At 68.7% G+C, this 15,202-nt stretch carries 12 protein-coding genes; 3 read left to right on the forward strand and 9 right to left on the reverse strand.

From position 1 onward, the window contains the following. Positions 1-65: 65 nt before the first annotated feature. The 8 genes from PGN12_00565 to PGN12_00600 form a co-directional block, all read right to left on the reverse strand. Positions 66-2,147, reverse strand: coding sequence for an acetyl/propionyl/methylcrotonyl-CoA carboxylase subunit alpha (locus PGN12_00565; GenBank protein ID MEH3102382.1), 2,082 nt, complete (start codon positions 2,145-2,147; stop codon positions 66-68). 159 nt (positions 2,148-2,306) lie between these two features. Then, positions 2,307-3,323 (reverse strand): biotin synthase BioB, encoded by a 1,017-nt coding sequence (bioB, locus tag PGN12_00570; GenBank protein ID MEH3102383.1) that lies wholly within the window; start codon positions 3,321-3,323, stop codon positions 2,307-2,309. Further along, complete coding sequence (locus PGN12_00575) at positions 3,311-3,664, reverse strand: lysozyme inhibitor LprI family protein (GenBank protein ID MEH3102384.1); 354 nt, start codon at positions 3,662-3,664, stop codon at positions 3,311-3,313. Before PGN12_00575 ends, bioB begins: the two co-directional genes overlap by 13 nt. 143 nt (positions 3,665-3,807) lie before the next feature. Beyond that, complete coding sequence (gene scpA, locus PGN12_00580; protein MEH3102385.1) at positions 3,808-6,000, reverse strand: methylmalonyl-CoA mutase; 2,193 nt, start codon at positions 5,998-6,000, stop codon at positions 3,808-3,810. A gap of 2 nt (positions 6,001-6,002) precedes the next feature. Beyond that, a complete protein-coding gene (locus tag PGN12_00585) occupies positions 6,003-6,785 on the reverse strand; it encodes an enoyl-CoA hydratase-related protein (protein MEH3102386.1) in 783 nt (260 codons plus the stop codon). Then, positions 6,782-7,204, reverse strand: a complete 423-nt coding sequence (gene mce / locus PGN12_00590; protein MEH3102387.1) for a methylmalonyl-CoA epimerase — start codon at positions 7,202-7,204, stop codon at positions 6,782-6,784. Before mce ends, PGN12_00585 begins: the two co-directional genes overlap by 4 nt. Next, positions 7,201-7,494 (reverse strand): TfoX/Sxy family DNA transformation protein, encoded by a 294-nt coding sequence (locus PGN12_00595; protein ID MEH3102388.1) that lies wholly within the window; start codon positions 7,492-7,494, stop codon positions 7,201-7,203. The genes mce and PGN12_00595 overlap by 4 nt, the downstream gene beginning before the upstream one ends. Continuing rightward, positions 7,475-9,001 carry an acyl-CoA carboxylase subunit beta gene (locus PGN12_00600; protein ID MEH3102389.1) on the reverse strand — a complete coding sequence of 509 codons (1,527 nt, stop codon included), beginning with the start codon at positions 8,999-9,001 and terminating at the stop codon, positions 7,475-7,477. The genes PGN12_00595 and PGN12_00600 overlap by 20 nt, the downstream gene beginning before the upstream one ends. Before the next feature lie 228 nt (positions 9,002-9,229). Here PGN12_00600 and PGN12_00605 point away from each other — a divergent pair, with 228 nt between their 5' ends. Then, positions 9,230-10,594, forward strand: coding sequence for a short-chain fatty acyl-CoA regulator family protein (locus PGN12_00605; GenBank protein ID MEH3102390.1), 1,365 nt, complete (start codon positions 9,230-9,232; stop codon positions 10,592-10,594). Positions 10,595-10,661: 67 nt separating this feature from the next. Further along, positions 10,662-12,530, forward strand: coding sequence for a methyl-accepting chemotaxis protein (locus tag PGN12_00610; protein MEH3102391.1), 1,869 nt, complete (start codon positions 10,662-10,664; stop codon positions 12,528-12,530). Positions 12,531-12,664: 134 nt separating this feature from the next. Here PGN12_00610 and PGN12_00615 read toward each other — a convergent pair whose 3' ends face one another. Beyond that, the gene (locus tag PGN12_00615) at positions 12,665-14,335 is read right to left on the reverse strand and encodes an amidohydrolase family protein (protein MEH3102392.1); all 1,671 of its coding nucleotides are present in this window, start codon (positions 14,333-14,335) and stop codon (positions 12,665-12,667) included. A gap of 44 nt (positions 14,336-14,379) precedes the next feature. Between PGN12_00615 and PGN12_00620 the strand changes: the two genes are divergently transcribed. After that, positions 14,380-15,090: a DUF4163 domain-containing protein gene (locus PGN12_00620; protein MEH3102393.1), complete on the forward strand. Its 711-nt coding sequence runs from the start codon at positions 14,380-14,382 to the stop codon at positions 15,088-15,090. Positions 15,091-15,202: the final 112 nt, after the last annotated feature.

Genomic DNA, 15,202 nt, shown 5'->3' on the forward strand with positions numbered 1-15,202 from the left:
TCGTGCATGACGCACGCATAAGGCGCGCGTCCAGCGCTAATATGTCGCGATATGTCGCGGCGGCATCATTCCAGCTCGAGAATGACCTGATCGACCGCCAGACTGTCGCCGGCCTGCGCCTGCACCGCGGCGACGGTGCCGGATTTCTCGGCGCGCAGAATGTTCTCCATCTTCATCGCCTCGACCACCGCCAGCGGCTGCCCGGCCTCGACCCGGTCGCCCTTCGCCACGTCGAGGCGGACGAGCAGCCCCGGCATCGGCGCGATCAGGAATTTCGACAGGTCGGGCGGGACCTTCTCGATCAGATGCGCGGCATAAGGCGCGACATGCGCGGGCAGCACGCGGACCTTGTGGCGTGCGCCGCGCGCGGTGAGCGTGAAGCCGTCGCGACCCTTGGCGATCGCGACGGTCAGCGGGTTGTCGCCGTCGACCTGCGCGGTGCGTGCGCCGGGGGCGTATCCGATCGTCGCGTCGAGCGGGGTGCCGTCGACGGTCACGCGGCCATCGCGGATCGTGATGTGATGATCCTGGCCATCGACGCGCGCCACCCAGTCGGCGGGTGCGGACAGGACATGGCCGAGCTGCCCGTCAACCAGCCGTGCGCGCGTCACCTGTGCATGCGCCGCGACCGCGCCGACCGCGGCGAGCGTCGTCTTGAGCGCCAGGCTGGCGGGCGCACCGTGGAAGCCGTCGGGATATTCCTCGGCGATGAAGCCGGTGGTGATCTCGCCCGAGCGGAAGCGCGGGTGCTGCATCAGCGCCGACAGGAAATGCAGGTTCGTCCCCGGCCCTTGAATCGTGAACGCGTCGAGCGCGGCGACCTGCGCGTCGATCGCGGCCTCTCGGGTCGGCGCCCAGGTGACGAGCTTGGCGATCATCGGGTCGTAGAACATGCTGACCTCGCCACCCTCGGCGACACCGTCGTCGACGCGGACCCTCACAAGCCCCTCCCCCTTGGGGGAGGGGTTGGGGTGGGGCGTGTCCGCGAGCGCCGGTCTCGGTGAGACTTCCCCCACCCCTAGCCCCTCCCCTGAAGGGGAGGGGGATTGCGCCGGCGGCGCGTAGCGCACCAGCCGGCCGATGCTCGGGAGGAAGCCGCGGTACGGGTCTTCGGCATAGACGCGATTTTCGATCGACCAGCCGTCGAGCCGCACATCGTCCTGACCGAACGACAGCTTTTCGCCGGCCGCGACGCGGATCATCTGTTCGACCAGATCGAGCCCGGTGATCTCCTCGGTCACCGGATGCTCGACTTGCAGCCGGGTATTCATCTCGAGGAAGTAGAAGCTTTCGCCGGTCGGGTCAGCGCCCGAGACGATCAGCTCGACCGTGCCCGCGCTGTAATAGCCGACCGCGCGCGCGAGCGCGACGGCCTGCTCGCCCATCGCGCGGCGCATCTGTGGCGTAACGAACGGTGACGGCGCTTCCTCCACGACCTTCTGGTGGCGGCGCTGGATCGAGCATTCGCGCTCGTTGAGGTAGACGATGTTGCCGTGCTGGTCGCCGAGCAGCTGGATCTCGATATGGCGCGGGCTTTCGATGAACTTCTCGATGAACACGCGGTCGTCGCCGAACGACGCCAGTCCCTCGCGCTTGGTCGCCTCGAAGCCGTCGCGGACGTCCTGCTCGCTCCACGCCAGCCGCATCCCCTTGCCGCCGCCGCCAGCGCTGGCCTTCATCATCACCGGGAAGCCGATCTCGGCGGCGATCCGCACCGCCTCGTCGGTGTCGGCGATCTCGCCGAGATAGCCGGGGACGACATTGACTCCCGCCGCCTTGGCGAGCTTCTTCGATTCGATCTTGTCACCCATCGCGGCGATCGCGTTGGGCGGCGGGCCGACGAAGGCGATCCCGGCGTCGGCGCAGGCGCGCGCGAAGCTCTCGCGTTCGGAGAGGAAGCCATAGCCGGGATGGATGCAGTCCGCGCCGGTTTCCCTGGCGGCGAGCAGGATCAGGTCGGCCTTGAGATAGCTGTCCGCCGCCGGTGCCGGCCCGAGCCGCACCGCCTCGTCCGCCATCAGGACATGCGGGCTACGCGCGTCGGCGTCCGAATAGACCGCGACGGTGGCGATGCCCATCTTCTTGGCGGTGCGGAACACCCGGCACGCGATCTCGCCGCGGTTGGCGACCAGGATCTTCTTGAACAACGGCCTCTCCTGTTTTCGTTCTTCGTCGCCCCTGCGCAGGCAGGGCCTATGTCTGTTTGGTCGTTCGGTGCCGGGTGACACAGGCACGCCGCTGCCGTGTCACACCGCCCGCCTCATTCGACAGACATGGGCCCCTGCCTGCGCAGGGGCGACGGTAGTTCACTCCGCCGCCTCGCACACCCGCATCGGCTCGGGCGCTTCCATCGGGCGCACGCCGAGTTTTGCGAACAGCGCCGCGTCGGCGCTGTCGCCGCGGTTGCCGGCGGTCAGCAGTTTGTCGCCGGTGAAGATCGAGTTCGCGCCCGCCATGAAGCACAAGGCCTGCGTCGCCTCGCCCATGCTCTCGCGCCCGGCCGACAGCCGCACCATGCTGAGCGGCATCGTGATCCGCGCGACCGCGACGGTGCGGACGAATTCGATATCGTCGATCTTGGCGAGCGGCGTGTCGGCGAGCATGTCGCCGAGCACCGTGCCCTTGACCGGCACCAACGCATTGACCGGCACGCTCTCCGGGTGGCGCGGCAGCGTCGCCAGCGCATGGACGAAGCCGACGCGATCGGCGCGCGTCTCGCCCATCCCGACGATCCCGCCGCAGCAGACGTTGATCCCCGCTGAACGGACGTTCTCGAGCGTGTCGAGCCGCTCGCCGAACGTCCGCGTGGTGATGACGTCGCCATAGCGCTCGGGCGAGGTGTCGATGTTGTGGTTGTAATAGTCCAGCCCCGCTTCGCCGAGCCGCTGCGCCTGTTCCGGCGTCAGCATCCCCAGCGTCATGCAGGTTTCCATCCCCATGCCGCGCACGCCCGCGATCATCTGGATGATCGCGTCCATGTCGCGGTCCTTGGGGTTGCGCCACGCCGCGCCCATGCAGAAGCGCTGCGAGCCGGCGTCCTTCGCCTCGGCGGCGCGCTGCAACACCGCCTGCACGTCCATCAGCTTGGTCGCCTTGACCCCGCTCTCCGCCGCGACCGATTGCGAACAATAGCCGCAATCCTCCGGGCAGCCGCCGGTCTTGATCGACAGCAAGGTGCAGAGCTGCACCTCCGACGGCGCGTGGTGCGCGCGGTGGACGGTCTGCGCGCGGTACATCAATTCGTCGAACGGCAGGTCGAACAGGTCGGCGATCTCGTCGCGCGTCCAGTCGGTGCGGGTCGTCGTCTCGGTCAGCGTTGCCACATCAGGTCCTTCAATTGCGTGGTGCGCTCCTTGGTGAGCCGCGCCAGACACTGCAAGCGCGCCATCGGCTGGAGCGAGCCGCCGGCGAACTCGCCGCCTTCGATCGTGCACTGTTTGTCGCGGAACGCCAGCCACGCGCGCTGGCTGGCGAGCGTCGTCGCGGCATAGCCGAAGCCGTCGCGCGCGGTGGCGTCGCGGCGCTTCATCGCGGCATAGGTGCGCGGCCATTGCGCGTTCATCGCGGCGTCGGCGCTCGTGTAGCTGGCGGCGGCCTGCGCGTTCATGTCCGCCTGCGTCTGCGCGGCGGCGGGGGTGGAAAGCAGCGATGCTGCCACTGCCATCACCCCCACCATTACCGTCACCCCGGCGGAGGCCGGGGCCCAGTTGGGAGGCGTTCCCGCATCTCGCGAGCGGCCTTTAACTGGGCCCCGGCGTTCGCCGGGGTGGCGAAGAAAGGAAGGGTGACGACTGTTCGTATAACCGATCACGCCGCTTCTCCCTGCGGGGGCATGTTGTGGCCGAGCAGCCGCAGCACTTCCTCCGCCGCGGTGATGAGGTTGGTGCCCGGCCCGAAGATCGCCTGCACGCCGGCGTCGAACAGCGCCTGATAATCCTGCGCGGGGATCACGCCACCCGCGATCACCTTGATGTCCGCCCGCCCGGCGTCACGCAGATGGCCGATCAGCTCGGGGATCAGCGTCTTGTGCCCGGCCGCTAGGCTCGACGCGCCGACGATGTCGACGTCCCTGGCCAACGCGAGGACCGCGGCCTCCTCCGGGGTCTGGAACAGCGGCCCCGGCACGATCTCGAAGCCGAGGTCGCCGAACATGCTGCTGACCAGATTGGCGCCGCGGTCGTGCCCGTCCTGCCCCATCTTGGCGACCAGCATTCGCGGCTTGCGGCCGAGCCGGCGCTCGGTCGCGGCGACGCCGTCCTCCAGCCGCGCCCAGCGCGCGTCGTCGACATAAGCCCCGCCATAGACGCCCTTCACCGGCGTCGGCTGCGTGCCGTAGCGGCCGAAGACGTCCTCCATCGCCGTGGAAATCTCGCCGAGCGTGGCGCGGGCGCGCGCGCACTCGACCGCGAGCGCGAGCAGATTGGCGTCGCCGCGCGCGCCGTCGCGCAGTGCATCGAGCGCGGCCTGCGCCGCCGCCTCGTCGCGCCTGGCCTTCACCTGCCGGATGCGGCGGACCTGCGCGTCGCGGACGGCGTGATTGTCGATCGCGAGGATCTCGACCGGATCCTCATTGTCCTTGCGGTATTTGTTGACCCCGACGATCACGTCCTCGCCGCGATCGACGCGCGCGGCGCGGGCGGCGCTCGCTTCCTCGATCATCGCCTTGGGCCAGCCCGCCGCGACCGCCTTGGCCATCCCGCCCTCGCGTTCGACGCGTTCGATGATCGTCCAGGCGTCGTCGACCAGCCGCTTGGTGAGCGCCTCGACATAATAACTGCCGCCGAGCGGATCGACGACATTGGTCATGCCCGTCTCTTCCTGGATCACCAACTGGGTGTTGCGCGCGATCCGCGCCGAGAAGTCGGTCGGCAGCGCGATCGCCTCGTCGAGCGCATTGGTGTGGAGCGACTGCGTGCCGCCGAGCATCGCCGCCATCGCCTCGATCGTGGTGCGCATGACGTTGTTATACGGGTCCTGCTCGGTCAGCGAGACGCCGCTGGTCTGGCAGTGCGTGCGCAGCATCTTGCTGCGTTCGTCCTTCGCACCGAGCTGTGTCATCACCCGGTGCCACAGCACGCGCGCGGCGCGCAGCTTGGCGATCTCCATGAAGAAGTTCATGCCGATCGCGAAGAAGAAGCTCAGCCGCCCGGCAAACTTGTCGATGTCCAGCCCGGACGCGACGCCGTATTTCACATATTCCATGCCGTCGGCGATGGTGAAGGCCAGTTCCTGCACCTGCGTCGCGCCCGCCTCCTGCATGTGATAGCCGGAGATCGAAATGCTGTTGAACTTCGGCATCTCCGCCGAGGTATAGGCGAAGATGTCGGAGATGATCCGCATCGACGGTTCGGGCGGGTAGATATAGGTGTTGCGGACCATGAACTCCTTAAGGATGTCGTTCTGGATGGTCCCGTCGAGCAATTTGCGCTCGACGCCCTGTTCCTCGCCGGCGACGATGAAGAAGGCGAGGATCGGGATCACCGCGCCGTTCATCGTCATGCTGACCGACATCTGGTCGAGCGGAATGCCGTCGAACAGGATCTTCATGTCCTCGACGGTGTCGATCGCCACCCCGGCCTTGCCGACGTCGCCGGTGACGCGCGGATGGTCGCTATCATAGCCGCGGTGGGTGGCGAGATCGAACGCGACCGACAGCCCCTTCTGCCCCGCCTTGAGGTTGCGGTGGTAGAAAGCGTTCGATTCCTCGGCGGTCGAGAAGCCGGCATATTGACGGATCGTCCACGGGCGGCCGGCGTACATCGACGCGCGCACGCCGCGCGCGAACGGCGCAAAGCCGGGCAGGCCGGGGTCCCAGCCCTCGACATCCGCGGGCGTGTACAGCGGCTTGACGTCGATCCCTTCGGGCGTGTGCCACGTCAGGTTGCGACCCTTCACCTCCTTCGCGGCGGCGGCGGCCCAGCTTTCGGTGCCGGTCGGCGCGGGCGTGCCGATCGCCGCCGCCGCGCCGCTGTCCTCGCCGAGGTTGCGCTCGTCGGCCATGTTCAACGGCCCTCGAACACCGGCTTGCGCTTCTCGCCGAACGCGCGGACCGCCTCGGCGAAGTCGCGGGTATGGCCGGCGCGGGTCTGGTTCGCGCGCTCGACCGCCAGCGACTGATCGAGATCGAGCGACAGCGCCGCGGCGACCTGCTTGCGGATCATCCCGATCGCCACCGATGGACCGGCGGCGAGCTTTGCGGCGAGCTTCTGCGTTTCGGCGAGCACCTGCGCATCGTCGACGACGCGCGTCACCAGTCCGGTGGCGAGGGCGTCCTCGGCGGACACGCGCTCGCCGAGCAGCGCCATTTCCAGCGCCTTGGTGCGCCCCGCCGCCTTGGCGACCAGCCACGTCGCCCCGGCGTCGGGGACCAGCCCGATGTTGACGAAGGCGAGCAGCACATAGGCCGAGCGCGCCATGACGCTGATATCGCCGAGCAACGCCAGCCCGAGCCCCGCGCCGACTGCCGGGCCGTTGATCGCGGTGAGGAACGGCACGTCGAGTGCGGCGACCTTGCGGACGAACGGATTGTAGCTGGTGTCGAGCGACTCGCCGAGGTCACGCGGCATCGGTGTGCCGCCGTCGCCGACGAGGTCGGCGCCCGAGCAGAACGCGCCGCCGGTGCCGGTCAGCACGATCGCGCGCGCGCCCTGTTCGAGCGCGGCGTCGATCTCGGCGGTCAGCTCGGCGAAGACGCGCGGGGTGAGCGCGTTCATCCGCTCGGGCCGGTCGATCGCGAGCGTCGCGACGCGGTCGGTGAGGTCGAAGGTGATCGTCTCGTAGGTCAATGCGCGCCCTCCTGCGGCGTTTCCATCAGTTCGACCAGCACCCCGCCCATGTCGCGCGGGTGAACGAAGACGATCGGCGTGCCATGCGCCCCGATCCGCGGCTCGCCGAGGATCGTCGCGCCTTTTGCGGTGAGGTCGGCGATGGCGGCGTGGATGTCGGGGACCTCGAAACAGACGTGGTGCTGACCGCCGGCCGGGTTCTTCTTGAGGAAGCCGGCGATTGGGGAGGTATCGTCATAGGGCTCGATCAGCTCGATCTGCGTGTTGGGCGCGTCGATGAAGCACACTTTGACGCCTTGCGCAGGGAGATCGAACGGTTCGCCGACGGCGTCTGCGCCGAGCAGCGTGCGGTAAGTCTCGATCGACTTGGCGATCGACGGCGTGGCGATGCCGACGTGGTTGAGGCGGCCGAGGATCATGGGCGCTCTTTCACGGCGTCCTTCAACGCCTGTTTGACGTCGGCCGGCAAATGATGCGACGCGATGCCGTCGATCGCACCCTGCAACGCCCATACCGCGCACAGGCTGACCCCCCTCGGGTGCGCGGCCTTCATGCGACGATAGGTTTCGACTGCCCCGATCTCGGCGAGCCGCTCGGGCGTATCCACCCCGACATCGATCATCCAGCCAGCGCTCTTCTCGCCGACGTTCTTCAGCGCGGTCAGCCGGGCGATCAGCGCGGCTTCGTCATCAGAGCGGGATATTGTCATGCTTCTTCCAAGGGTTCTCCAGCGCCTTGTTGCGCAATTTGCGCAGGCCGAGCGCGATGCGGCGACGGGTGGAGTGCGGCTGGATCACCTCGTCGATGAAGCCCTTGCTCGCCGCGACGAAGGGGTTGGCGAAGCGCGCCTCATATTCCGCGGTGCGCTCGGCGATCTCCTCGGGCGTGCGGCCGCGGAAGATGATCTCGACCGCGCCCTTCGCGCCCATTACCGCGATCTCGGCGGTCGGCCATGCATAGTTCAAGTCACCGCGTAAGTGCTTGGAAGCCATCACGTCATAGGCGCCGCCATAGGCCTTGCGGGTGATGACGGTGATCTTGGGCACGGTCGCCTCGGCATAGGCGAACAGCAGCTTCGCGCCGTGCTTGATGATGCCGTTATGCTCCTGCGCGGTGCCGGGGAGGAAGCCGGGAACATCCACGAACGTGACGATCGGGATCTCGAATGCATCGCAAAATCGCACGAACCGTGCCGCTTTTCGACTGGAATTGATGTCCAGAACGCCGGCCAGGACCATCGGTTGGTTCGCCACGAAGCCGACGGTGCGTCCTTCGATCCGCCCGAAGCCGCAGATGATGTTCGCGCCATGCGCGGGCTGGATCTCGAAGAAGTCGCCCTCGTCGACGACCTTCGCGAGCAGCTCGTGCATGTCATAGGGCTGGTTGGCGTTGGCGGGGATCAGCGTGTCGAGGCCGGGCTCGGCGCGGTCCCACGGATCGTCGGTCGGACGCTCGGGCACGCCTTCCCGGTTCGAGGACGGCAGGAAGTCGATGAAGTCGCGCGCCGCGAGCAGCGCCTCGATGTCATTGTCGAACGCGACATCGGCGACGCTGGTCTTCGTGGTGTGCGTCACCGCGCCGCCCAGCGCCTCCTGCGTGACCACCTCGTTGGTGACGGTCTTTACCACGTCGGGACCGGTGACGAACATGTAGCTCGAATCCTTCACCATGAAGATGAAGTCGGTCATCGCCGGCGAATAGACCGCCCCGCCCGCGCACGGCCCCATGATGAGGCTGAGCTGCGGGACGACGCCGCTGGCCAGCACGTTACGCTGGAACACCTCGGCATAGCCGCCGAGCGATGCGACGCCCTCCTGGATGCGCGCGCCACCCGAATCGTTGAGGCCGATGACGGGCGCGCCGACCTTGAGCGCCATGTCCATGATCTTGCAGATCTTCTGCGCATGGCGTTCGGAGAGCGAGCCGCCGAAGACGGTGAAGTCCTGCGAGAAGACGAACACCAGCCGCCCGTTGATCGTCCCCGATCCGGTGACGACGCCGTCGCCGGGGACGACCTGTTCCTGCATCCCGAAGTCGGTGCAATTGTGCTCGACGAACATGTCGAGCTCCTCGAAACTGCCCTCGTCGAGCAGCACGTCGAGCCGCTCGCGCGCGGTCAGTTTACCCTTCGCGTGCTGCGCATCGACGCGCTTCTGTCCGCCGCCGGCGCGGGCGGCGGCGCGGCGGTTCTCGAGTTCGGCGATCGTCGATGACATTCTTCTCTCCCGGACGCGGCCGCCGTTGTGCCCGGCGCGGCGCGGCGGGGCAAATGTGAAGTTGCGAACTTGCGAAGGCTGTGGTTGCCAACTTCCGTCGCTCCTGCGTAGGCAGGAGCCTATGACTGTGTCGTTTGGCGATACCTTTGTCACGGTGAGCGAGGCTGGTGTGTCGACGCTCCGCGAGCACGGTACAGACATGGGCCCCTGCCTGCGCAGGGGCGACGGCTGGTGAAGGCGCGGCTCTATGCCGGGGCGCAGCTGCGCGCGTTGCGGGTGGCGGCGCAGCTCAACCAGCGCGGGATGGCGGCGCGGCTGGGGCTGTCGGTCAGCTACCTGTCGCAACTGGAGAGCGACGAACGCCCGCTGACCGCGGCGGTAAGCGCGGCGCTGGCGCAGCATTTCCCCGCCGCGCTGGCCGACATCGAGGGTGCGGTGCCGGCGCGGCGGCTGGTGGCGTTGCGCGAGGCGCTCGCCGACCCCGCGGTGGCGCCGCTGCCGCCCGAAGAGGTCGCGCGGCTGGCGGAGGAGCGCCCGGCGCTCGCCGACCGCCTGATCGCGCTCCATGCCGCGAAGCGCGCCGCCGAGGAACGCGTCGCGCTCGCCGAGGAAGCGCTGACCGCCGGGGTCGGTGCGCGGCTGCCATGGGAGGCGGTGCGCGACTGGTTCCACGAGGCAGGCAATTACATCGACCCGCTCGATCGCGCGGCCGAGGATTGGGCAGCGGCGCATCAGGCGACGTCGATCGATGCGGCGCTGGCGGCACTGGGCGTGACGCTGCGCGACGAGGCGCGCGAGGATGCACCGCTCGCGCGGTTCGATGGCAGGGTGCTGCGCCTCAACGCCGCGCTGCCGCCGGAAAGCCGCCGCTTCCTGATCGCGCACCGTATCGCGACGCTGGCCTTCGCATCGCCGATCGCGGCGATCGTGGCGGGATCGGGGCTCGCGCAGCCGGAGGCGCGGCGGCTGCTATCGATCGGACTCGCCAATTACGCCGCCGGGGCGATGCTGATGCCCTATCATGCCTTTCGCGACGCGGCGCGCGCGCTCCGCCACGACATCGACCGGCTGTCGCGGCGGTTCGGCACCAGCTTCGAACAGGCGTGCCATCGGCTGTCGACGCTGCAACGCCCCGGGGCGGAAGGCATCCCCTTCTATTTCTGCCGTGTCGACATGGCGGGCAACATCACCAAGCGCCATTCCGCCACGCGGCTGCAATTCGCGCGCTTCGGCGGCGCGTGCCCGTTGTGGCACGTCCACGAGGCGGTCGCGATCCCGGACCGCATCCTCGTGCAACATGCCGAGACGCCCGACGGGGTTCGCTATGTCTCGATGGCCAAGGGGCTGGTGAAGCCATCGGGTCGGTTCGCGCGCGCGCCGCGGCGCTATGCGGTGGCTTTGGGGTGCGAGACGGCGCACGCGGCGGACTTCGTCTATGCCGACGCGGTCGACCTGCGCATGGCGACCCCGATCGGGATCAGTTGCCGGCTGTGCCCCAGATCGGATTGCGACCAGCGCGCCTTCCCGCCGACCGACCGGACGATCGTGGTCGAGGCGGAGGTGCGCGGCGTCGTGCCGTACCGCGTCGTTTAGGACCGAAGCGGCGCTTAACGGGAAATCAAAGAGTCGTCGGGTACTACACGGCAGGATCGATGCTCTCGTGAAGGCCGTGTTGATGAAGAACCTGGCGATTGGCCGCAAACTCCTGCTCGCCTTCGGCCTGCTCGCGCTCGCACTGGTCGGGATGGCGGGCATGTCGCTGTGGACTCAGGGACAGCTGAACCATGCGACCGAAGTGCTCGGCAAGGATCGCCGCGACAAGCTGGTGGCGATCGCGACCATCAACACCGCCACGTCCGACTATCGCATCGCGGAAGCGACGGTGATCCTGTCGGTCGAAGCCGACAAGATCCGCGACGCCGACCGCTCCGCGACCGAGAAGCTGGCCCTCATCGACAAGAACGTCGTCTTTCTCGACAAGGCGCTGGTCAATCCGGCCGCACGTGCATCGCTGGCGCGGTTCAGGCAGGCGTGGACCGCGTTCGTCGCCCGGTCCGAGCTGACGCGTCAGCTGGGCGAAGCGAACCGCAACGAAGAAGCGACGCTGGCATTTCGCGCCAGCCAGCCGCTCTTCGATCGCGCCAATGCCGAAGCCGCCACGTCGCAGGACGTGCAGGTCAGGCTGATGGAAAGCGAGATGGATGCGGCGAGCGCGCTCTACACGTCCTCGCGCGCGTGGTCGGTCGGACTCGTGATCGCGGCACTGGCGCTCGCCATGATCCTGCTGACCGCATTGATCCGCGGGATCGCCAATCCGATCAAGGCGATGACCGACGCGCTCGGACGGCTGGCGGCGGGCGACCTCGATGCGCAGGTCGCGGTCGACGAGCGCGCCGACGAAGTCGGGCAGCTCGCCAAGGTGATGGTGCAGTTCCGCGACCAGCTCGCCGCCGCCGAGCGTGCCAAGGAGGAGCAGACCGCGCTGATCGTCGATAATATCGGCCGCGGGCTGAGCGCGCTGGCGCAGGGCGACCTGACCGCACGGATCGATGCCGAGCTGACCGGGCCGTTCGCCAAGCTGAAGAGCGATTTCAACGGCGCGATGACCGCGGTGTCGGCGGCAATGGCGGCGGTGACGACCAGCGCGACCGGCATCACGAACGGTGCCAACGACATCCGTCAGGCGTCCGACGATCTGTCGCAGCGCACCGAGCAACAGGCCGCCTCGCTGGAGGAAACCGCGGCGGCGATGCACGAGATCACGACGACGGTGAAGGAAACCGCCGCAACCGCCTCGCGCGCCGATGCGGTGGTGGTGGAGACGCGCCGCGATGCCGAGGCGTCGGGCGACGTGGTCCGCCGCGCGGTGGAGGCGATGAACGGGATCGAGCGCTCATCGAGCGAGATCAGCGAGATCATCGCGGTGATCGACGGCATCGCGTTCCAGACCAACCTGCTGGCGCTGAACGCCGGCGTCGAGGCGGCACGCGCGGGTGACGCGGGCAAGGGCTTTGCGGTCGTCGCCAGCGAAGTGCGTGCGCTGGCGCAACGGTCCGCCGACGCGGCAAAGGACGTGAAGAGCAAGATCACTGCCTCTACCGAGCAGGTCGACCTGGGCGTCGGGCTGGTCGCCGAAGCCGGCGCAGCGTTGCAGCGCATCACGGCGCGGATCGGCGAGATCAGCACCCTGGTCGGCGACATCGCCTCGGCCGCCGATCAGCAGGCGACCGGCCTGCAGCAGGTGAATACCGCGGTGTCGGAGATGGATGGGGTGACGCAGCAGAATGCCGCGATGGTCGAGGAAGCGACCGCCGCGGCACGCAGCCTGGTCGAGGAAACCGACGTGATGGCGCGCGAGGTCGGGCGCTTCCGGCTGGCGGCGGGGGCGACGGGCTATGCCGCACCGGCGGCGTCTCCGGTCCACCAGTTGCAGGCGCGGGCGGCGCACGCCGGCGCCCGGATCGCCGCCAGTGCGCGCAGCCGTGGTGCGGCGGCGGTGGCGGTACAGGACGACTGGTCGGAGTTCTGAGGGGGAGGTAAGCCCCTCCCCTTCAGGGGAGGGGTTGGGGTGGGGCGTCGCCGGGAACGCCGCGCTTGTGGGACCGCCCCACCCCCGGCCCCTCCCCTGAAGGGGAGGGGTGAAGGGAGATCAGCGAAAACCGTCTATTTCCGCTCCCATGCCTTCGTACCGCCGATCCACGTCTCCAGCACCTTGGTCTGGCGCAGGTCGGCCGGCGTCGCGGTCATCGGATCGCGATCGAGCAGCAGGAAGTCGGCGCGCTGCCCCGGTGCGAGCGTGCCGAACTTCTGATCGGCGAACCCCGCATAGCTTGCGCCGCCGGTGTAGGCCCACCACGCCTGTTCGCGCGACACCGCCTGTTCGGGGTGCCAGCCGCCGACCGGCTGCCCGTCGGCATCGGTGCGCGTGAATGCCGCCGCCCAGCCGGCCCAGGGATCGGGCTTCTCGACCGGCGCATCCGACCCGAACGCGAGCCTCGCGCCGTCGTCGAGCAGCGTCTTCCACGCATAGGCACCCGCCAGCCGCGCCGGCCCGAGCCGCGCCTCCGCCATCAGGCGGTCGCTGGTCTGGTGCGTGGGCTGCATCGAGGCGATGATGCGGTACTTGCCGAACGCCGCCATATCGACCGGATCGACGATCTGCGCATGTTCGATCCGCCAGCGGCGGTCGCCCTTGTAGGTTTCCGACAGTTCGGCGATCGCATCGAGCACTTGGCGATCGGCGCGGTCGCCGATCGCATGGACCGCGACCTGATAGCCGTCCATCGCGGCGCGGCTCATGATGTTCTGCAGCTGGTCGTCGGCGAGGAAGCCGAGCCCGCGCTGCCCGGGCGCATCGGCGTAATCGGCCTTCAGCCACGCGCCGCGCGACCCGAGCGCGCCATCGGCGTAGAGCTTGACGCCCTCCAGCCGCAGCCGGTCGTCATACAGCCACGGCGTCGGGCCGGTGCCGCCGATCGTCACCGCGGTGTCGATGCCGAGCCCGTAGGACATGATGCGGACGCGCAGTGCGTTGATGTCGCCCATGCGGCGATAGGTCATCCAGTCGTCGACGCTGGTGCCCATGTCGGCGATCGCGGTGACGCCGTAGCCGAGCAGGATCTGCTGCGCCTTGAGGAAGGCGGCGGTGCGGTCCTTGGGGCTGACCTTCGGCACGACGCGCTCGACCAGTTCCTTGGCGCGATCGACCAGCACGCCCAGCGGCTTTTCGACGCGCCCGCCCGCGGGGGACTGCGTCGCGGCGGTGACGCCGGCCAGCTTGAGCGCGGCGCTGTTCGCCCAGCCGGCATGGCCATCGGCGCGCGCCAGCCACACCGGGCGGTCGCCGACCACCGCGTCGAGATCGGCGGCGGTCGGGAAGCGCCCGAGCTGCCAAACTTCCTGATTCCAGCCACGCCCGATGATCCACTGCCGGTCCGGGTTGGCGCGCGCATATTCGGCGATCTTCGCCTTCGCCTCGTCGAGCGAGCGGGTGTCGGAAAGGTCGAGCGTCAGCGCCGCCAGCCCCAGCTCGATGACATGGCCGTGCGCGTCGATCATGCCGGGCACCAGCACGCGCCCCTTCATGTCGGCGCGCCAGTCATAGCGCGGGCCAGGGTTCTTCTTGGTCGGCTTGGGCGGTTGCTCGTCCGGGGCGATCAGGCGGATGACCTTGCCTTGCGGGTCGATCACCATCGCCTTGAAGCGTACCACCTGCCGGTCGCGGTTGAGCGTCAGGCCGTTGACGTTGTCGATCAGCGCGTCGGCACCCGCGGGGAGCGTCGTCGCAAGGCCCGCAAGCGTCGCCAGCGCGGCGGTGAGATGGCGTCGGTTCATGTCCGCTGCCATATGGAAGCGGCACGGTTTTGGCGAGGGATGTCATGCGGCGGGTGATGGGGTTGATCTTGCTGGCATTGGCGGTGCCGGCGGCGGCGCAGACGAAGGTGGTGGCGAAGACCGCGACGCTCGATTTCTCCTACGCTTACCCCGCCGCCGCCGCGCGGATCGCACCGCTGCGCCGCTGGCTGGAGGCCGATCGCGGGCGGCTGCGCACCCGCGCCGCCGGGTTGGCAGCGGAGGATCGGCGCGAGGCGGCGAAGAGCGGCTTTCCCTTCCACCAGCATGACGCCAGTCGCGAATGGAAGGTGGTGACCGAAACACCGCGGCTGCTGAGCCTGTCGGGCGAGAGCTACAGCTACACCGGCGGCGCGCACGGCAACACCGTGCTGGAACCGCTGGTATGGGACAAGGCCAATGCGCGACGGGTCGACCCGCGCACGATGTTCGAATCGTCCGCCGCGATGCAGCGCGTGCTGGGAACGGGCTGGTGCGCGTGGCTGAAGGGCGAGCGGCGGCGGCGACTGGGAAGCGACCCGGGGACCGACGACATCTTCCCGTGCCCGCCGGTATCGGACCTGACCGTGCTGCTCGGATCGACCGACCGCCGCGCGATCGACCGCATCGGGCTGGTGGCGGGGCAATATGTCGCAGGCTCCTATGCCGAGGGGATGTACGAGATGACGGTGCCGGTGACGCCGGCGCTGCTGGCGATCGTACGGCCGGAATGGCGCGAGGCGTTCGCAGCGAAGTGACGTCGCGAGCGACACCCCGACCGTCATCCCCGCGAAGGCGGGGATCCAGAACCTCCGACGTTTTGCTGCCATCGAGAGCTTCGCGTGCCTGGATTTCCGCCTTCGCGGGAAT

Source organism: Sphingomonas phyllosphaerae (genome assembly GCA_036946405.1).
GTDB classification, from domain to species: domain Bacteria; phylum Pseudomonadota; class Alphaproteobacteria; order Sphingomonadales; family Sphingomonadaceae; genus Sphingomonas; species Sphingomonas phyllosphaerae_D.

What these genes read in the sequence shown, in the direction of transcription:
- PGN12_00615 (MEH3102392.1), bottom strand. Translation starts at nt 14,335, where the DNA reads ATGAACCGACGCCATCTCACCGCCGCGCTGGCGACGCTTGCGGGCCTT.
- scpA (MEH3102385.1), bottom strand. Translation starts at nt 6,000, where the DNA reads ATGGCCGACGAGCGCAACCTCGGCGAGGACAGCGGCGCGGCGGCGGCG.
- PGN12_00620 (MEH3102393.1), top strand. Translation starts at nt 14,380, where the DNA reads ATGCGGCGGGTGATGGGGTTGATCTTGCTGGCATTGGCGGTGCCGGCG.
- PGN12_00600 (MEH3102389.1), bottom strand. Translation starts at nt 9,001, where the DNA reads ATGTCATCGACGATCGCCGAACTCGAGAACCGCCGCGCCGCCGCCCGC.
- mce (MEH3102387.1), bottom strand. Translation starts at nt 7,204, where the DNA reads ATGATCCTCGGCCGCCTCAACCACGTCGGCATCGCCACGCCGTCGATC.
- PGN12_00575 (MEH3102384.1), bottom strand. Translation starts at nt 3,664, where the DNA reads ATGGCAGTGGCAGCATCGCTGCTTTCCACCCCCGCCGCCGCGCAGACG.
- PGN12_00595 (MEH3102388.1), bottom strand. Translation starts at nt 7,494, where the DNA reads ATGACAATATCCCGCTCTGATGACGAAGCCGCGCTGATCGCCCGGCTG.